The organism is Mycobacterium colombiense (genome assembly GCF_001665835.1).
Taxonomy (GTDB): Bacteria; Actinomycetota; Actinomycetes; order Mycobacteriales; family Mycobacteriaceae; genus Mycobacterium; species Mycobacterium colombiense_A.
The window spans coordinates 64,585-82,307 of the sequence record NZ_LZSX01000088.1; the positions used below are offsets into that span (position 1 = coordinate 64,585).

Here is a 17,723-nt window from a genome sequence, read left to right on the forward strand (position 1 = left end):
ATACGGTAGGTAGCGTTATGAAAGCAGACCCGTCCGGCCTTGACAAGGCCTCCGGCGCCGGCCGCCCGCGCGATCCGCGTATCGATTCGGCGATCCTATCGGCGACCGCCGAACTGCTTGTCCAAACAGGTTATTCCAACATCAGTTTGGCCGCGGTCGCCGAGCGCGCCGGCACCACGAAATCCGCGTTGTACCGGCGGTGGTCGAGCAAGGCCGAACTGGTGCACGAGGCGGCCTTCCCGACCGCACCGACCGCGCTGGAGTCGCCGGCCGGGGATATCGCCGCCGACATGCGGATGATGATCGAGGCCACCCGCGATGTGTTCACCACCCCGGTGGTACGCGCGGCGCTGCCCGGTTTGGTCGCCGACATGACGGCCGACCCCGCGCTCAATGCCCGGGTGATGGCGCGGTTCGTGGACTTGTTCACCGCGGTGCGGGTGCGGCTGCGCGAGGCGGTTGACCGGGGCGAAGCCCATCCCGATGTGGATCCGGACCGATTGATCGAGTTGATTGGGGGAGCGACGATGCTGCGGATGCTGCTGCGTCCGGAAGAAGCGCTCGACGACGCGTGGGTGGAACAGACAACGGCGATCGTCGTGCACGGGGTGCGGCGATGACGGGGCGGCTCGCGGGCCGCGCCGCGATCGTCACCGGCGCCAGCCGCGGCCTGGGACGGGCGATCGCGCTGGCATTGGCGGCCGAGGGTGCCGCGGTGGCGGTTGCCGGGCGCACCGAAGAAGTCTGGGACGACCGGTTGCCGGGAACCATCGGCGAGACGGTCGCCGACATCGAGGCGGCGGGCGGGCGTGCCGTCGCGGTCCGCGCCGATCTGACCGACCGCGATCAGATCGCCCGGCTGGTGGATTCGGCACGAGAGGCATTGGGCCCCATCGGGATTCTGATCAATAATGCCGCCTTCACCGCGCCCGGGCGGCCACCGGTGCCCGGTGCCGAGCCGGGTGACAAAGCCGCCAAGGGTGCCCGTAAGCCGGCGGGGGCTGCCAAACCCGGCTGGCCGGGGTTCGTCAGCACGCCCCTGCACGCGTATCGCCGGCATTTCGACATCGCGGTGTTCGCGGCTTACGAGCTGATGCAGATGGTGTGCCCCGACATGATCGAGGCCGGTGGCGGCTCGATCATCAACATCACCTCGGTCGCCTCGCGACTGCCCGGCGACGGCCCGTACGCCGACCGCAGCGGCGGGGTGCTGCCCGGCTACGGCGGATCCAAGGCCGCGCTCGAGCACCTGACCCAGTGCGCGGCATACGATCTCACCGACTACAACATCGCGGTCAACGCGTTGTCGCCGTCCAAAGCGATTCTCACGCCGGGGCTCTCCTACTATGCCCGCAACTTCGATGACACCGCATCGGAGGACGAATTCGCCAGCGCCGCAGTCGAATTGGTCCTGGTCGATCCCGCCAAGGTCACCGGGCGCACCATCGGCCACCTTCAGGTGCTCGACGGCAGCTTCCGGCCCTTCGCGGCGGATTAGACCGACGCGCCGTTAGGCGGGTCGGGATCGCCGCGAAGGAGCTCGTCGGGATGGTGGGCGTGATTCACAGCGGGCGGTCCGTTGCCGTCGGTCCAGCCAAGTCGCCCGTTGCCGACGACCGAAGTGCGCCATTCGCCCCTGCCCACCGCGCCGTGGTCGGAGCCGCAGGCGAAGAACAGGTTGTCGGCATCGGTCCGGCCTCCGTCCGCCCATTCGTGTGCATGGTGAACCTCGCAGTGATAGCCGGGTTCGAGGCAATTGGGGTGGGTACATCCGCGGTCCCGGGCGAAGCAGATGAGGCGCTGATCCGCGGTCGCGATGCGTTTCTGGCGCCCGAGATACAGCGGCCGGCCGGTGTGCTCGTCGAACACGGCGAGATAGTGGATTACCTTGGCGGCCATGCGAATCAGATCCGGCATCGGCAGTCGTGAGCCGCCGCCGGTGTGCGCCGGTGCGGGCATCGGAATCGACGAGTCGACCGAGGCGTGCGCGGCCCGGTCCAGTTCGGCCAGCGTGGTGGTGGCGATCACGGTGACGGGATGGCCGCGGTGCATCCCGAGACCGCCGGAGGCGATAGCCGTTTGGAGGCCGAGCTTGAGGGCGTCGTGGCAGCGTTGGGCCGGTGTGCGGTCGTCGCGCGCCTCGGGATCGCTGTCGGGCGTCTGATGGCGGCCGGGGCGCACCGCCGCTTCCAGGGCTTCGAAGTAAGCCCGGGCCTCGGGATCCAATAGACCGGTGAGCCGTGACATCCCATCGGGCCCTTGCGGGCTCAGGTGCACACCCCGGCGGCGGGCCCGATCGACATCGGTGAAACGACCGTCGGGATTGAGATAGTCGGCAATCCGGTGGCCCAGCCTGGTGACCACCGCGGCGTCGAGCTTCGTCGCGTGCCGCACCAGCGTGCGCTCCGCGTCGGCCGCATCGACAGGGGAGACGCAGGACGGCAACGTGTCGACCGCGGCGCACACGGCGCGGATGTGGTCCTCGCCGACCGCGCCGCCGGCCACCGCCGCGGCCAACGCCGGCAACTCGGGTGCCAATGGTGTGCCGGTCAGCGAACGTCGCGGCCGCAGACGCGCCGCGAGCCTGAAGCGGCGCGCGACTTCTCTGGGCGTGATGCGGAGCCGCGCCCACAAGATGCCGCGCACCCCGGGCACGCACCCCGCCTCGTCCGGCGGGTCGGCGATCTCACCGAAGACCCGATACATCAGACCCCGGTTGATGCGGTCCTGGACTTCCAGGCGTTCGGCCAGATCAACCCGAAAGGCGTTGCCGACCACCTCCGACGGGGTCTGACGCAGCACCTCATGGGCCGCATCGATCGCGTCAAGCGCGGAGCAGATTCGCTCCCGCGCCCGTTCGGCGTCCATGAAAGTGCCCACCCAGTCCACGCTATAGAACATACGTTCGAGTTCAACCAAGCAAGGGAAATATGTGGATGAACTGCCGACTGTGGATAAGCAGGAACGCCGGTCCTGGCCCTAGGGCCGCCTGACGTGCAAGTATGAGGAAAGTCAGTGCCGCGACGGCGGCAGGCAACCAATCGAGTGGTGTGCCAATGCCTGGTATGGACAAGCCGACAGGGCGAGTCGTTGCCCTGATCGTTCTGCTGCTCGTGGTCGCTGCCGCCCTGCGCGGCTACCTCCCCGCTCGCCACGAGGCGATGCGCAGCGAGTCGGGCGGCCGGGCGGCGCTGACGTTCGTGGTAGCGATTCTCGCGGTGACGCTCGCGCTGATCGCGGTCGCCGTCGTCGCGCGGTTGCGCGACCCCCGGGCTCCCGCACCGACTGCGGGTGGTCTGTCCGACATGCTGGGCACCGGTAAAGGACGACCGAGCTGGCGCGTGTTGTTGATCGGAGTCGCGGTGATCGCGGCCTGGCTGCTGATCGTGGTACTGCTGGCCCGGTTCTTGGGCCACGGTGTCGCCCCCTCCGCGCAATCGCCCGACGGTGGCGCGGCGGCCTCGACGCACCCGCCCGCACAGCCGCCGCAGCAGCATCCGCACCGTCCGCGCGGCGGCTCCCAGGACCTGCTGGGGATCCTGCTCGTCTGCACGGTCGCCATGTTGGTGATGTTCGTTGCCGGGACGGTGGCCTCGGCGCGGCGGCGTCCGCCGGCTCCCGTCAACGCCGACGAGCCGGCGGAATCCCCGGCGCCCGCGCCGCGTTCGGAGTCGCTGGCGCGAGCCGCCGAGCGTGGACTGGCCGAGATGACAGACCTGAGCCGCGAACCGCGAGAGGCGATCATCGCCTGCTATGCCGCGATGGAACGCGAACTCGCACACGTTCCGGGCGCGGTGCCCCAGGAGTTCGACACCCCGACCGAGGTGTTGGCCCGCGCTGTTGAACACCATGCGCTGCACGCCGACAACGCCATCCAATTGGTGAACCTGTTCGCCGAGGCGCGGTTCAGCCCCCACGTGATGAACGAGGGCCACCGCGACATCGCGGTGGGCGTGCTTCGACTGGTCCTCGATGAGCTGGGCTCCCGGAGCGCCGCATGAAAAAGGTTATTTCCCTGGGCGTTTGCCTCATCGTCGGTGTAGAACTGCTGGCACTGACACAGCACGATCGGCGATGGGTGTTGGCGGCCGCCGGTGTCGGGCTGGCCGTGGTGTTGCTCAGTCTTCGTCGAGCCCTGGCGCGCGGCTTCGATGCGCGCACGGATCCGGGCGCCGACGAGCTCGGGGATTCGTTGCGCCGCTGGCTTTCCACCACCGAGACGACGATCCGGTGGTCGGAGGCCACCCGGGCCGACTGGGACCGCCATCTGCGCCCGATGCTCGCGCGTCGCTACGAGATGACAACCGGCCAAAGGCAATCCAAAGACCCTGCGGCCTTCCACGCGACCGGGCGCATGCTCTTCGGCGCGGAACTGTGGGAATGGGTCAATCCCAACAACGTCAGACGCAGCGGTGACCACGAACCCGGTCCGGGTCGTGCGGCGCTGGAAGAGATTCTGCTGAAGCTGGAGCAGGTATGACAGGAGGCGCGATCCCAACATGACGCTGCCGGCCGCAACCACGACCGCACACTGCGAAGCGATTCTCGACGAAATAGAGCGCGTGGTGGTGGGAAAGCGCTCCGCACTGCGGCTTATCCTCACCACGGTCCTCGCGCGCGGCCACGTCCTCATCGAAGACCTGCCCGGCCTGGGCAAGACGCTGATCGCGAGATCCTTCGCCGCCGCGCTGGGGCTGCAATTCACCCGGGTGCAGTTCACGCCCGATCTGTTGCCGGCGGACCTGCTCGGCTCGACGATCTACGACATGCAGTCCGGCCGCTTCGCGTTCCGGCCCGGTCCCATCTTCACCAACTTGCTGCTGGCCGACGAGATCAATCGCACGCCGCCGAAAACCCAGGCGGCGCTGCTGGAGGCGATGGCCGAAGGCCAGGTCAGCATCGACGGCGAAACGCACCAGCTGCCAAAGCCTTTCATCGTCCTGGCCACCGATAACCCAATCGAGTACGAGGGCACGTATCCGCTGCCCGAGGCGCAACTCGACCGATTCGCGATCCGGCTGGAATTGCGGTATCTCAGCGAGCAGGACGAGACCTCGATGCTGCGCCGCCGCCTCGAGCGCGGCTCGGCCGAACCGACGGTCAACCAGGTGGTGGACGCGCATGACCTGCTGGCCATGCGCGAATCGGTCGAGCAGGTGACCGTGCACGAAGACGTCCTGCACTACGTGGTGTCGCTGGCCAATGCGACGCGACACCACCCGCAGGTTGCGGTGGGCGCCAGTCCGCGCGCCGAACTCGACGTGGTGCAACTCGCCCGCGCCCGCGCGTTGCTGCTCGGCCGCGACTACGTCATTCCCGAGGATGTGAAGGCGCTCGCCATCGCGGCGGTCTCGCACCGAATCACTTTGCGCCCCGAAATGTGGGTGCGAAAGATCCAGGGAGCCGATGTGATCGCAGAGTTGTTGCACCGCCTGCCGGTGCCGCGAACCGGATCCGGCGCCGGAGACGCCGGATGAGCCCGGCGTGACGTCCAGCGTTGCGGCCGAGTTCCGCTGGCGTGCATCGGGATTGACGCGGGCGATCGCGACGTGCGCGGGGTTCGCGATGGCCGCCGCCGTGATCGGCGCCCGGTGGCAGCTGATCGCCTTCGCCGCGCCGCTACTCGGCGTCCTGTGCTCGATCAGCTGGCAGCGGCCCGTCCCGACGATTCATGTGCACGGCGAGCCCGACGCCCAGCGTTGCTTCGAAACCGAGCAGGCACACGTCAGGGTATGGGTGACGCAGGAAGGCGCATCGGCCGTCCAGGTCACCATTCCGGACATCGCGGGCATGGAGCTCGAGATCCCCGAAGCCATTGCGGGCCAGGAGAAGACCGTCACGGCCACCGCGTGGCGCTGGGGCCGGTATTCCATCGGTGCTCGCGTCGACGTCGTCGCCCGCGGTGGGCTGCTCACCGGCACGGCCACCGTCGGGGCCGCCGAGGTCATCGTGTTTCCGTTGACGCCGCCGCAGCCGACGCCGATCCCGCAGACCGAGTTGCTCGACCGGTTGGGCGCCCACCTGACCCGTCATATCGGGCCTGGTGTGGAATACGCCGACATCCGTCTCTACGTGCCCGGCGATCAACTGCGCGCGGTGAATTGGCCGGTGAGCGCGCGTCGCGGCCAACTGCATGTGACACAGCGGCTGACCGACCGCGCCGCCGACGTCGTCGTCTTGATCGATGGGTATCGCCAGCCCGCGGGTCCGGCGACCGAGGCCACCGAGCGCGTCGTGCGCGGGGCGGCGCAAGTGGTGCAAACCGCGCTGCGCCACGGCGACCGGGCCGGCATCGTCGCTCTCGGGGGCAACCACCCGCGCTGGCTGGGTGCCGACATCGGGCAGCGCCAGTTCTATCGGGTGCTCGACACCGTCTTGAACGCCGGCGACCGATTCGAACACACCACCGGCACGCTGGCGCCGCGCGCGGCGGTACCCGCCGGCGCCATCGTCATCGCGTTCTCCACGCTGCTCGACACCGAATTCGCCTTGGCCCTCATCAATCTGCGCAAGCGTGGCCATGTCGTGCTGGCCGTCGACATTCTGGACAGTTCGCCGTTCGAAGACGAGCAGGATCCCCTGGTGGATCGGATGTGGGCGCTGCAGCGCTCCGCGATGTACCGCGACATGGCCACCATCGGCGTGGACATCGTGTCGTGGGCGGGCGACAGCGGTTTGGAACAGTCGATGGGTGTGGTGCCGGATCGCCGCCGACGGGTGCGGGGGAGGCTCCGTGGATAACGCCGGTGCGGGGGCGCTGGCGCGGGTGGGGGCGCCCGCGTTCGCGACGGGTTTCGGCCTGCTGATGGTGGGGCTGGCGGCCGACGGTTGGCAGGGCCCGGCGGTGGCCGCCTGGGTGGCGGCGCTGATCGCGGTCGCGGTGGGCACCGTATTCCGGCGCGCCGCAACGGTTGCCGTGCTGCTGGCGGCGATCACCGTGATGCTGACCGACCCGCCCCTGATCTTCGTTGCGTTGTCCGGATTGTGCGCCGCCGCCTACCTGGTATGCCGCCACGCGGTCGGCGCGGCCGCCCCGGTGGTGCTGGACAGCTGGCCGACCGCCGTTGGCGCCGTGGGGTTTACGTTCGCCGGACTGGTTGCGACGTCGTTTCCCTTGCAGTTGCCGTGGGTGCCGTTGGTAGCCCCGCTGGGGGCATTGGTGATCTACCTGCTGGCCGTCCGGCCGTTCATGAGCTGACCGGTGACGGCCGGACGCCGTCAGTGCAGCAGCTGGGCGGCCTGGTCGGCGAGATCGAGCAGCGGCTGCGGGAAGATACCAAGCACGACGGTGACCGCGGCGCACACCGCGATGGCAGCCTTGCTCAAGATGCCCGGCGCCACCACGTGCGGAGTGTCCTCGGTCGCTTCGGTGAAGAACATCGACACGATCACCCGCACGTAGAAGTAGGCGGCCACCCCGCTGGCAACCACACCGACGATCACCAGCGGCGCGGCGCCGCCCTGGGCGGCGGCCTTGAAGACGGCGAGCTTGCTGACGAAGCCACTGGTCAGGGGGATGCCGGCGAACGCCAGCAAGAACATCGAAAACATCACGCCCACAATGGGTGAGCGCTGACCCAGCCCCGCCCAGTGTGAGAGCGTCGCGTCCTCGACCCCGTCGGCGTCGCGGATCAGGCCGACGATGGCGAACGCGCCGACGGTGCTGAAGCTGTAGGCCAGCAGATAGAACAGCGTGGCGGACAGGCCCGTGTGGTTGTCCGCGATGACGCCGGTGAGGATGAACCCGACGTGGGCGACCGACGAGTAGGCCAGCATGCGTTTGACGTCGCTCTGGTTGACCGCGGTGATGGTGCCGACCGCCATCGTCAGGATGGAGATGGTCCACAGCACCGGGCGCCACTGATCGTGCAGCGGCGGCAGCGCCACGTAGATAACCCGAAGCAGCGCACCGAAAGCCGCGACCTTGGTGGCCGCCGCCATGAACCCGGTGATGGGGGTGGGTGCGCCCTGGTACACGTCCGGGATCCACGAGTGGAATGGAACGGCGCCGACCTTGAACAGCAGGCCGACCGACAGCAGCGCGACGCCGACCAGCGCCATGGAGGTGTCGCCGCGCGCGGCAAGCGCATCACGGATACCGGTCAGCAGCAGGGTGCCGGTCGCGCCGTAGAGCAGTGCGACACCGTAAAGGAAGAACGCCGACGAAAACGCACCCAGCAGAAAGTACTTCATCGCCGCTTCCTGCGAGAGCAGGCGGCGGTGACGGGCCAGGCCGCACATCAGGTACAGCGGCAGCGATAACACTTCCAGCGCAACGAACATGGTCAACAGGTCGTTGGACGCGGGGAAGACCATCATGCCGCCGACCGACAGCAGCGCAAGCGGGAACAGCTCCGTCTGGGCGGCCCCGGCCCGCTGCGCCTCGCGCTCGGCGTCGCTGTCGGGCACCGCCGATGCCTGCGGCGTGAAGGAGTCCAGGCCGCCCGAGCCGGCCGTGCCGACTCCCACGGAAACCGTGCTGTCCGCCTTGGCCTGCGTGCGTTCGGCGATGAAGATCACCGCCATCACCGCGACCAGCAGCACGGTGCCCTGCAGATACAGCGTCGGGCGGTCAATGGCCATGGCGCCCAACACCGCGACGCGGCCCGAGCTTTGGATCGAACGGCTCACGGCGATGACCGCGACGAACGCCGCGATCAATCCGCCGAGCGAGAGCGTCACCTGCGCGGTGTAGCGAATTCGCCTGGGCAGGAATGCTTCTGCGAGGACGCACACCACGGCGACGCCGAACACGATGAGCGTCGGGCACAGCAGGAAGTACTGGATGCTCGGGGTAGGGAGGGTCATCGCGGTCCTTCGGCGGTCCGGTGTAGGTCGGCCGGTCTGGGTGTTCCCACCGGGACGGTCGGCTTGGGGTCATGCTGGCCGATGGTGGTCATGGTGTTCTCGACGGCGGGATTGATGATGTCGAGCACCGGCTTGGGATAGATGCCGAGCACCAGCAGCAGCGCGATCAACGGTGCGACGACGATCAATTCGCGTGCACGCAGATCGCCGATCTTTTCGTTGCCGCGGAGGACCGGCCCGGTCATCACTCGCTGGTACAGCCACAACATGTAGACCGCCGAGAGCACCAACGCGGTGACCCCGAACGCGGCGGCCAGCCAGTACCGGTTGAAAGTGCCCAGCAGGACCAGGAATTCGCTGATGAACGGGGCCAGGCCCGGTAGCGACAGGGTGGCCATGGCCGAGACCAGGAAGGTGCCGGCCAGTATGGGCGCCACCTTCTGCACGCCGCCGTAGTCGGCGATGGACCGGCTGCCGTGCCGCGATATCAGGAATCCGGCGATCAGGAAGACCGCGGCCGTGGACAGGCCGTGGTTGAGCATGTACAGCGTCGACCCGCTCTGTCCCTGGCTGGTCATCACGAAGATGCCCAGGATGATGAAACCGAAGTGCGAGATCGAGGTGTAGGCGATCAGCCGCATGATGTCGGTCTGGCCGATGGCGACGATCGCGCCGTAGATCACCCCGATGACCGCCAGCACGACGATCAGCGGGCGGAAATACGTTGAGGCACCGGGGAACAGCTGCAGGCAGTAGCGCAGCATTCCGAAGGTGCCGACCTTGTCCATCACGGCCATCATCAGCACCGCGGTGGCAGGGGTGGCCTCGACGGCGGCGTCGGGCAGCCAGCGGTGGAACGGCCATAGCGGGGCCTTGATCGCGAACGCGAACATGAAGCCCAGGAACAGCGCCTTGAACACAGCCGAGTCCGCGCCGTACCGGCCCGAGGCGACGCCGGCCACGATCTCGCGGAAGTCGAAGGTGCCCGAACCGTGTTGCGAGGTCACCACATACAGCCCGATCACCGCAGCCAGCATGATCAGACCGCCGAACAGGTTGTACAACAAGAACTTCACGGCCGCGCGCGACCTGCCGGTTCCGCCGCCGAAGCCCCCGATCAGGAAGTACATCGGGATGAGCATGGCCTCGAAGAAGACGTAGAACAGCAGCACGTCCAGGGCGATGACCGAGATCAGCACCATCGACTCGATGGCCAGCGTCAGGGCGATGTAGGCCTGCACCCCGCGGCTACGCTCGCCCCCGTCGTTCCAGCCGGCCACCTGCAGCACCGGAATCAGCACCGCGGTCAGCAGCACCAGCACCACCGCGATGCCGTCGACGCCCAGGGTGTAGCCGGCGCCGAACGCCGGGATCCATTGGTGGCTTTCGACGAATTGGTAAGGCGCGCCACCGGTCTTGAACCCGGCGGTGACGACGACCGCCACCGCCAGGGTCAGGATGCCGAAGACCAGGCCCGTCCACTTGGCGAGCTGGCGCAGCCCGGGTGGCATCAAAATGATCAGCACGGAGCCGGCCAGCGGTACCAGCCACAGCACGCTCAGCCATGGAACGCTATTCACCAGCGCCGCTCCTTTTCATCTCGCCGTCCCGAATCACCACAGTCTCACCGCCAGGATCAGCGCGATCACCAGCACCGCGCCCGTCAGCATCGACAGTGCGTAGTTGCGGGCGAAGCCGGTTTGCAGCCCCCGCAGCCGATTTGACGTCGAACTCACCAGCGCCGCCAGCGCGTTGACCGAGCCGTCGACACCCGCGTTGTCGACGTCGACGAGCGCCTGGGTCAGTTGCGCGCCCGGGCGCATGAAGACCTCTTCGTTGAAGGCGTCGCCGTAGAAGTCCTTGCGTACCGCCGTCGTCAGCGCCGACACGGAGAGCGGAGCCACCCGGGGGATCGGTATCTTCGCGTACAACCGGTAGGCCACCGCGATGCCGATGACCACGACACTCAGCGCCAGCGCGGAGCTGACCCAGACCGGGAACGCGTGGGTGACTTCCTCGTGCTTTCCGACGACGGGTTCGAGCCAGCGCTGCAGGGTGCCGCCGACCGCCAGCAGACCGCCGGAGAACACCGAGCCGACGGCGAGCAGAATCATCGGCCACGTCATCAGGCCGGGTGCCTCATGCGGGTGGGTGCCGGGACCCCAGCGCTTCTTGCCGAAGAACGTCATCAGCATCACGCGCGTCATGTAGAACGCGGTGACGCCGGCGCCCAGCAGCGCGGCCCCACCCAGCAGATAACCCCGGATGCCACCCGAGGCCAGCGCCGCCTCGATGATGGCGTCCTTGGAGAAGTAACCCGCGAAGGGCGGCACGCCGATGATCGCGAGGTAACCCAGGCCGAAGGTGACGAACGTGATGGGCAGCGCCGCACGCAAACCGCCGTAGCGGCGCATGTCCTGTTCCTCCTGCATCGCGTGAATCACCGCACCGGAGCCGAGGAACAGCCCGGCCTTGAAGAAGCCGTGGGTGAGCAGATGCATGATCGCGAAGGCGTAGCCGGCCGGCCCGAGGCCCGCGGCCAGCACCATGTAGCCGATCTGGCTCATCGTCGACGCGGCCAGCGCCCGCTTGATGTCGTCCTTGGCGCAGCCGATGAACGCTCCGAGCAGCAGCGTGACCGCACCCACGATGACGACTGCCAGCCGGGCGTCAGGGGACAGGTTGTACAACGGATTCGATCGCACGATCAGGTACACGCCGGCCGTCACCATGGTGGCGGCGTGGATCAGCGCGGACACCGGGGTGGGGCCCTCCATGGCGTCACCCAGCCACGCCTGCAGCGGGACTTGGGCGGACTTGGCGCAGGCGCCCAGCAGCAACAGCAATCCCATGGCGGTCAGCGCGCCGTGGCCGGCGGCGGGCGCGCCGGCGAACACCCCGGCGTACGACAGGGTGCCGAAAGTGCTGAACATCAAGAACATTCCCAGGGCCAGCCCGGCGTCGCCGACCCGGTTCATCACGAACGCCTTCTTGGCCGCGGTGGCCGCCGTCGGCTTGTGGTACCAGAACCCGATCAGCAGGTAGGACGCCAGGCCGACGCCTTCCCAGCCGACGTAGAGCACCACGTAGTTGTCGGCGACGACCAGCAGCAGCATCGAGGCCAGGAACAGGTTGAGGTAGCCGAAAAACCTTCGGCGGTCCAAGTCTTCGGCCATGTAGGCGACCGAATAGATGTGGATCAGTGACCCGACCCCCGAGATCAGCAGCACGAAACACACCGACAGCTGGTCGATTTGCAGCCCGAGGTCGACCTGGAGCTGGCCGACCGGGATCCAGCTGAACACCTTCTGGTGGATGACGCGGTCGTCGGCCGCGCGGCCGAGCAGCTCCGAGAGCAGGCTCAAGCCCACCCCGAATGCCGCCAGGGCGGTGGCGCAGCCCAGCCAATGCCCCCACCGGTCGGTGCGTCGCCCGCCGAACAGCAGGATTGCGGCGCCCGCCAATGGCAGCGCGACCAGCAGCCAGGTGTATTGAGTCATGTTGGCGTCTTCAGCCTTTGAGTAGGTTCGCGTCGTCGACGGACGCCGATTTGCGGGTACGGAAGATGGTCATGATGATGGCCAGTCCGATGACCACCTCGCAGGCGGCGACCACCATCGTGAAGAACGCGATCATCTGCCCGTCCAGGTGGCCGTGCATCCGCGCGAACGTGACGAACGCGAGGTTGACCGCGTTGAGCATCAGCTCGACGCACATGAACATCACGATGGCGTTGCGGCGCAACAACACACCGGAGGCTCCGATGGTGAACAGCAGCGCCGAAAGGTACAGGTAATTGGCCGGATTCACGACGTACCTCCTTGGGAGAGAGTCGGGCTCGGCTCGGGGGACGGGGACGGCGTCTTCTTGCCGTCGGCGCCGCGGCTTTGCAGCATCGGCGAGACCGAGAGCTTCGAGTACGAGCCATCCGGCAGCAACGCGGCAACGTCGACGGCGTTGTGGCGTGCGTACACACCGGGGCTGGGCAGCGGGGTGGGGTGCCCGCCCGACCGGAACCGTTCCTGCGAGAGCTCGCGCTGCGTCTTGCGGCGTTCGAAGCGCTCGCGGTGCGCCAGCACCATCGCGCCGACGGCCGCGGTGATCAGCAGCGCGCTGGTCAGCTCGAACGCCCACAGGTAGCGCGAAAAGATCAGCGCCGCCAGCCCTTCCACGTTGCCGTTGGCGTTGGCGGTGGTCAGTCCCGCGAAGCCGCCGGTGGTCACGTTGCCGATGGCGGCGATCAGCAGAATGCCGAACCCGATCCCGGCGGCCACGCCGACGAAGCGCTGACCGCGCAGCGTCTCCTTGAGCGATTCCGCCGAGTCCACACCGATGAGCATCAGCACGAACAAGAACAGCATCATCACCGCGCCGGTGTAGACCACGACCTGAACCACACCGAGAAACAGCGCGTCCTGGATCATGTAGAAGACCGCCAAGATGATCATGGTCATCGCCAGGAACATCGCCGAGTAGACGGCGTTGACGGCGGTGACCACACCGATCGCGCCGATCACGGCCAGGACGCCCAGCACCCAGAAGGCGACCGCTTCGCCGGTGGAGGTCCGGACGATGGTGTCCTGCGCAAAACTCGACGCCACGGCGACGGCGTGGCCGGCCAATCCGGTCACCGGGAGTCTCCGGCCTGCGGGGTATCCCGCAACCCGTGTGCGGTCACATTGCCTTGGTAGTAGTCCTTGTCGGTGGCGCCTTCGGTCCTGGGGTGCGGCGGCGCGAGCATGTCCTGCAGCAGCGGCGCCAGCAACCGGTCCTTCTCGTAGATCAGGTCCGCGCGGTTGTCGTCGGCCATCTCGTAGTCATTGGTCATCGTGAGCGCCCGGGTGGGGCACGCCTCGACGCACAGCCCGCAACCGATGCAGCGCAGATAGTTGATCTGGTAGACGCGGCCGTAGCGTTCCCCGGGCGAATACCTGAGTTCCTCGGTGTTGTCCGCGCCCTCGACGTAGATCGCGTCGGCCGGGCATGCCCAGGCGCACAATTCGCAGCCGATGCACTTCTCCAGACCATCCGGGTAACGGTTCAGCTGGTGACGGCCGTGGTAGCGCGGCATGACGGGGCCCGGCTTCTCCGGATACTCCTCGGTGACGTTCTTTTTGAACATCGATCCGAAGGTCACGCCGAATCCGGCTACGGCGTCCAAGAATTTAGCCACGTGCTTTCTCCTTGCTCGCCGCCGCCAGCGATTTCTGGGCCGTCGATGGCAGCGGCGGTGTCGGGAATACGGGTGTGGTGTCGAGTGCGGCCGGCAGCTTCTTCGCGTCGCGGCGCAGCTGTTTCTCGAGCGCGCGAATGCCGGGCGCGCTGAACGGCTTTCGCAGCAACAGCACGAGCGCGGTGGCGAACACGACGCTGCTGACCACCAGGATCGGGGTCCAGTGCTGATAGCCCTGGTTCTGCAGCGTGCGAATGACGGCGGCGATCAGCACCCAGACCAGCGAGGCCGGGATCAGCAGCTTCCAGCCCAGCCCCATGAACTGGTCGTAGCGCAGCCGGGGCAGCGAGGCTCGCAGCCAGAAGTAGACGAACAGGAAGGTCCACATCTTCGCGGTGAACCAGAGCACCGGCCACCAGCCGGTGTTGGCGCCGGCCCACATGTTCAGCGGCCACGGCGCGTGCCACCCGCCGAAGAACAGGACGGTGGCCAGCGAGGAGACCGTCATCATGTTGACGTACTCGGCCAGCATGAACATCGCGAACTTCAACGACGAGTACTCGGTGTGGAACCCGGCGACCAGCTCACCCTCGGCCTCGGGCAAATCGAAAGGCGCCCGGTTGGTTTCACCGACCATCGAGATGAGGTAGATGACGAACGACGGCAGCAGCAGAAAAACGTACCAGACCCGGTCCTGCGCAGCGACGATCTGCGACGTCGACATGGTGCCGGCGTAGAGGAAGACCGCGGCGAACGACAGCCCCATCGCCACCTCGTAGGAAATGACCTGGGCGGTGGAACGCACCCCGCCCAGCAGCGGGTAGGTGGACCCGGAAGCCCAACCGCCGAGCACGATTCCGTACACCCCGATCGCCGACAGTCCGAGGATGAACAGCACCGCGACCGGCAGGTCGGTCAGCTGCAGCGGTGTGCGGTGGCCGAACACCGAAACCACCGGACCGAACGGGATGAACGCGAAGGCGGTGAACGCCGGAATCGTGGAGATGACCGGCGCCGCGAAATAGACGAACTTGTCGACCCCACCCGGGGTGATGGTTTCCTTGAGCGCCAACTTGATTCCGTCGGCCAGGCTCTGCAGGACACCCCACGGCCCCGCCCGGTTGGGCCCGGGCCGCAGCTGCATCCAGCCGAGGATCTTGCGTTCGAGCAGAATCGCCACCAGCACGTTCAGCATGAGGAACACAAAGATCGCCAGCGCTTTGCCGAGCACCAGCCACCAGGTGTCGTGCCCGAACGCGGTCAAGCCGGTCATTCGCCAACTCCGATCTTGACTGTGCTCCCGGCCGATACGCCGAGTTGGCGATGCACCGAAGAGCCGGGCGAGTTCACCGGAAGCCACACCACCCGGTCGGGCATGTCGGTGATCGCCAGCGGCAGGCTGATGGATCCGTGTGACGTGCTGACCGTGACCGCGTCGCCGTCAGCGGCGCCGATCTCGGCGGCCGTTTCGGCGGACAGCCGAGCGACGGGTTTGCGGGCCGTGCCCGCCAGATGTGGCTCGCCGTCTTGCATCCGGCCGTTGTCCAGCATCATCCGCCAGCCGGCCAATACCGCCTCACCCGACGCGGGCTGGGCCGGCTCCGGGGCCGCGACGTCCGGGTTCGCGGCACGCTTGCCGTCCCAGTGCCGCAGCGCGGCCAGTTCCTCGCGGGCCGCGCCGACGGTGGACATGCCCAAGTAGACGCCCATCTCGTCGGCCAGCGTGTCGAGCACCTGGTGGTCGGATTGGCTGGCCTGCTGGGCGGTGCCGCGCAGTGCGGCTTCGAACGGCCGGAAGCGGCCCTCCCAGTTGACGAATGCACCGGCCTTCTGTGTCGTCGACGCGACCGGGAAAACGACGTCGGCGCGTTCGGTCACGGCGCTCTGCCGCAACTCCAGGCTGACCACGAAGCCGACGCCCTCCAGTGCCGCCAGCACCGCTTGCGGGTCGGTGAAGTCATCGGGCTCGACACCGCCCACCAGCAGCGCGCCCAGCGTGCCGTCGGTGGCGGCGGCCAGGATCGCGTCGGTGTCACGTCCACGGCCGGAAGGCAATTCGGACACGTTCCACGCCTGGGCGACCTGCGCGCGGGCGGTCTCGTCGCCGACCGGACGGCCGCCGGGCAGCAGCCCCGGCAGCGCGCCGGCTTCGAGCGCGCCCCGCTCACCGGCGCGCCGCGGCACCCAGGCCAGGCGGGCGCCGGTGGTGTCGGCGAGCCGGGCCGCGGCGGACAACCCGCCGGGCACCGTGGCCAGTCGTTCGCCGACCATGATGACCGCACCCGCGGTAGAGAGCAGGTCACCAACCTCGCCGGTGGCCAACCCGTCGAGCGCCGAAGCCTCGGCGCCGGGAATGGTTTTGATCAGCCGCCCGGACATCTTGGTCAGCGCGCGGTTGGCGAAAGGCGCGATGGCGTAGACCGGCAACCCGTGCTTGCGGGCCGCCTTGCGCAACCGCAGGAAGACGATGGGCGACTCGTCCTCGGGCTCGAATCCGACCAGCACGACAACCGGGGCCGATTCCAGATCAGCGTAGCTGACGGTGATCGGCTTGCCCGCGATGCGTGCGGCCAGGAAGTCGGCCTCCTCGGCGGAACTCGGCCGGGCGCGGAAGTCGATGTCGTTGCTGTCCAGCACGATTCGCGCGAATTTCGAATAGGCGTAGGCGTCCTCGAGGGTCGCCCGGCCGCCGACCAGCACCCCCGTGCGGCCGCGCGCCGCCTCGAGGCCCTTGGTCGCGACCGCGATCGCGTGCGACCACGAGGCCGGCTGCAGCGAGCCGTCCGCATCGCGGATCAGGGGAGTGGTGAGCACATCGGCCTGGGTTGCGTAGGTGAACGCCCACCGGCCCTTGTCGCAGTTCCACTCCTCGTTGACCTCGGGATCGTCGCCGGCCAGCCGGCGCAGCACCTTGCCGCGACGGTGGTCGGTGCGCTGCGCGCACCCGGAAGCGCAGTGCTCGCAGACGCTGGGGCTGGAGACCAAGTCGAACGGGCGGGCCCGGAACCGGTACGAGGACCCGGTCAATGCGCCGACCGGGCAGATTTGCACCGAGTTGCCCGAAAAGTAGGAGTCGAACGGTTCGTTGGCGTAGATGCCGACCTGCTGCAGGGCACCCCGTTCCTGCATGTCGATGAAGGGGTCCCCGGCGATCTGCTCGGAGAACCGGGTGCAGCGCGCACACAGAATGCAGCGCTCCCGGTCCAGCAGCACCTGCGAGGAGATGTTGATCGGCTTGGCGAAGGTGCGCTTGACGTCGGTAAAGCGAGAATCGCTGCGGCCGTTGGACATTGCCTGGTTCTGCAGCGGGCATTCGCCGCCCTTGTCGCACATCGGGCAGTCCAGCGGGTGGTTGATGAGCAGCAGCTCCATCACGCCGTGCTGGGCCTTGTCGGCGGCCTCCGACGTGAGCTGGGTGCGCACCACCATGTCGTCGGTGGCGACCGTGGTGCACGAGGCCATCGGCTTGCGCTGGCCTTCGACCTCGACCAGGCACTGCCGGCACGCACCGACCGGCTCCAGCAGCGGGTGATCGCAGAACCGGGGGATCTGGATGCCCATCAATTCGGCGGCCCGGATCACCAGAGTTCCCTTGGGAACGCTGATTTCGTTGCCGTCGATGGTCAGCGCCACCATGTCCGGCGGGGTTACCTCGTCACCCGTCTGGGTCTTGGCCGCACTAGTCATGAGCGCCGCTCCTCCTCATCGCTTCGCTCTGCATCGTCACCGGCGCGCGTCATCG

At 67.8% G+C, this 17,723-nt stretch carries 16 protein-coding genes; 7 read left to right on the forward strand and 9 right to left on the reverse strand.

Features of this window, described 5'->3' with window-relative positions; genetic code table 11:
• The first annotated feature begins 17 nt into the window (after positions 1–17).
• Positions 18–620: a TetR/AcrR family transcriptional regulator gene (locus tag A5760_RS21185; protein ID WP_064884401.1), complete on the forward strand. Its 603-nt coding sequence runs from the start codon at positions 18–20 to the stop codon at positions 618–620.
• On the forward strand, positions 617–1,498 hold the full coding sequence (locus tag A5760_RS21190; RefSeq protein ID WP_064884403.1) for an SDR family NAD(P)-dependent oxidoreductase: 882 nt from the start codon (positions 617–619) through the stop codon (positions 1,496–1,498). The genes A5760_RS21185 and A5760_RS21190 overlap by 4 nt, the downstream gene beginning before the upstream one ends.
• On the opposite strand, the gene A5760_RS21195 is transcribed toward A5760_RS21190, so the two are convergent.
• Positions 1,495–2,868: an HNH endonuclease signature motif containing protein gene (locus A5760_RS21195; protein ID WP_419538267.1), complete on the reverse strand. Its 1,374-nt coding sequence runs from the start codon at positions 2,866–2,868 to the stop codon at positions 1,495–1,497. The genes A5760_RS21190 and A5760_RS21195 overlap by 4 nt on opposite strands.
• Positions 2,869–3,065: 197 nt before the next feature.
• On the opposite strand from A5760_RS21195, the gene A5760_RS21200 reads away from it, so the two are divergent.
• From A5760_RS21200 to A5760_RS21220, 5 genes are all read left to right on the forward strand, one after another.
• On the forward strand, positions 3,066–4,001 hold the full coding sequence (locus A5760_RS21200) for a DUF4129 domain-containing protein (protein WP_064884405.1): 936 nt from the start codon (positions 3,066–3,068) through the stop codon (positions 3,999–4,001).
• The gene (locus A5760_RS21205) at positions 3,998–4,480 is read left to right on the forward strand and encodes a hypothetical protein (RefSeq protein WP_064884407.1); all 483 of its coding nucleotides are present in this window, start codon (positions 3,998–4,000) and stop codon (positions 4,478–4,480) included. Before A5760_RS21200 ends, A5760_RS21205 begins: the two co-directional genes overlap by 4 nt.
• A gap of 19 nt (positions 4,481–4,499) precedes the next feature.
• The gene (locus A5760_RS21210; RefSeq protein WP_064884409.1) at positions 4,500–5,477 is read left to right on the forward strand and encodes an AAA family ATPase; all 978 of its coding nucleotides are present in this window, start codon (positions 4,500–4,502) and stop codon (positions 5,475–5,477) included.
• Positions 5,478–5,565: 88 nt separating this feature from the next.
• On the forward strand, positions 5,566–6,741 hold the full coding sequence (locus A5760_RS21215) for a DUF58 domain-containing protein (protein WP_231122708.1): 1,176 nt from the start codon (positions 5,566–5,568) through the stop codon (positions 6,739–6,741).
• Entirely contained in the window at positions 6,734–7,198 is a 465-nt protein-coding gene (locus A5760_RS21220) for a hypothetical protein (protein ID WP_082279550.1), read from the forward strand. Before A5760_RS21215 ends, A5760_RS21220 begins: the two co-directional genes overlap by 8 nt.
• A 20-nt stretch (positions 7,199–7,218) precedes the next feature.
• Here the strand turns inward: A5760_RS21220 and nuoN are convergent, their stop codons facing one another.
• From nuoN to A5760_RS21260, 8 genes are read right to left on the reverse strand one after another with little or no spacing between them, the layout of a single operon-like run.
• On the reverse strand, positions 7,219–8,808 hold the full coding sequence (nuoN, locus tag A5760_RS21225; RefSeq protein ID WP_064884415.1) for an NADH-quinone oxidoreductase subunit NuoN: 1,590 nt from the start codon (positions 8,806–8,808) through the stop codon (positions 7,219–7,221).
• Complete coding sequence (locus tag A5760_RS21230) at positions 8,805–10,388, reverse strand: NADH-quinone oxidoreductase subunit M (protein WP_064884417.1); 1,584 nt, start codon at positions 10,386–10,388, stop codon at positions 8,805–8,807. The genes nuoN and A5760_RS21230 overlap by 4 nt, the downstream gene beginning before the upstream one ends.
• Positions 10,389–10,421: 33 nt before the next feature.
• On the reverse strand, positions 10,422–12,308 hold the full coding sequence (gene nuoL / locus A5760_RS21235; RefSeq protein ID WP_064884419.1) for an NADH-quinone oxidoreductase subunit L: 1,887 nt from the start codon (positions 12,306–12,308) through the stop codon (positions 10,422–10,424).
• A gap of 10 nt (positions 12,309–12,318) precedes the next feature.
• Entirely contained in the window at positions 12,319–12,618 is a 300-nt protein-coding gene (nuoK, locus tag A5760_RS21240) for an NADH-quinone oxidoreductase subunit NuoK (protein ID WP_007772892.1), read from the reverse strand.
• The gene (locus A5760_RS21245) at positions 12,615–13,409 is read right to left on the reverse strand and encodes an NADH-quinone oxidoreductase subunit J (protein WP_196772165.1); all 795 of its coding nucleotides are present in this window, start codon (positions 13,407–13,409) and stop codon (positions 12,615–12,617) included. Before A5760_RS21245 ends, nuoK begins: the two co-directional genes overlap by 4 nt.
• 26 nt (positions 13,410–13,435) lie before the next feature.
• Positions 13,436–13,981 carry an NADH-quinone oxidoreductase subunit NuoI gene (gene nuoI, locus A5760_RS21250; protein ID WP_064884423.1) on the reverse strand — a complete coding sequence of 182 codons (546 nt, stop codon included), beginning with the start codon at positions 13,979–13,981 and terminating at the stop codon, positions 13,436–13,438.
• Positions 13,974–15,245, reverse strand: coding sequence for an NADH-quinone oxidoreductase subunit NuoH (nuoH, locus tag A5760_RS21255; RefSeq protein ID WP_064884666.1), 1,272 nt, complete (start codon positions 15,243–15,245; stop codon positions 13,974–13,976). Before nuoH ends, nuoI begins: the two co-directional genes overlap by 8 nt.
• Before the next feature lie 5 nt (positions 15,246–15,250).
• The gene (locus A5760_RS21260) at positions 15,251–17,668 is read right to left on the reverse strand and encodes an NADH-quinone oxidoreductase subunit G (RefSeq protein WP_064884425.1); all 2,418 of its coding nucleotides are present in this window, start codon (positions 17,666–17,668) and stop codon (positions 15,251–15,253) included.
• Positions 17,669–17,723 lie beyond the last annotated feature (55 nt).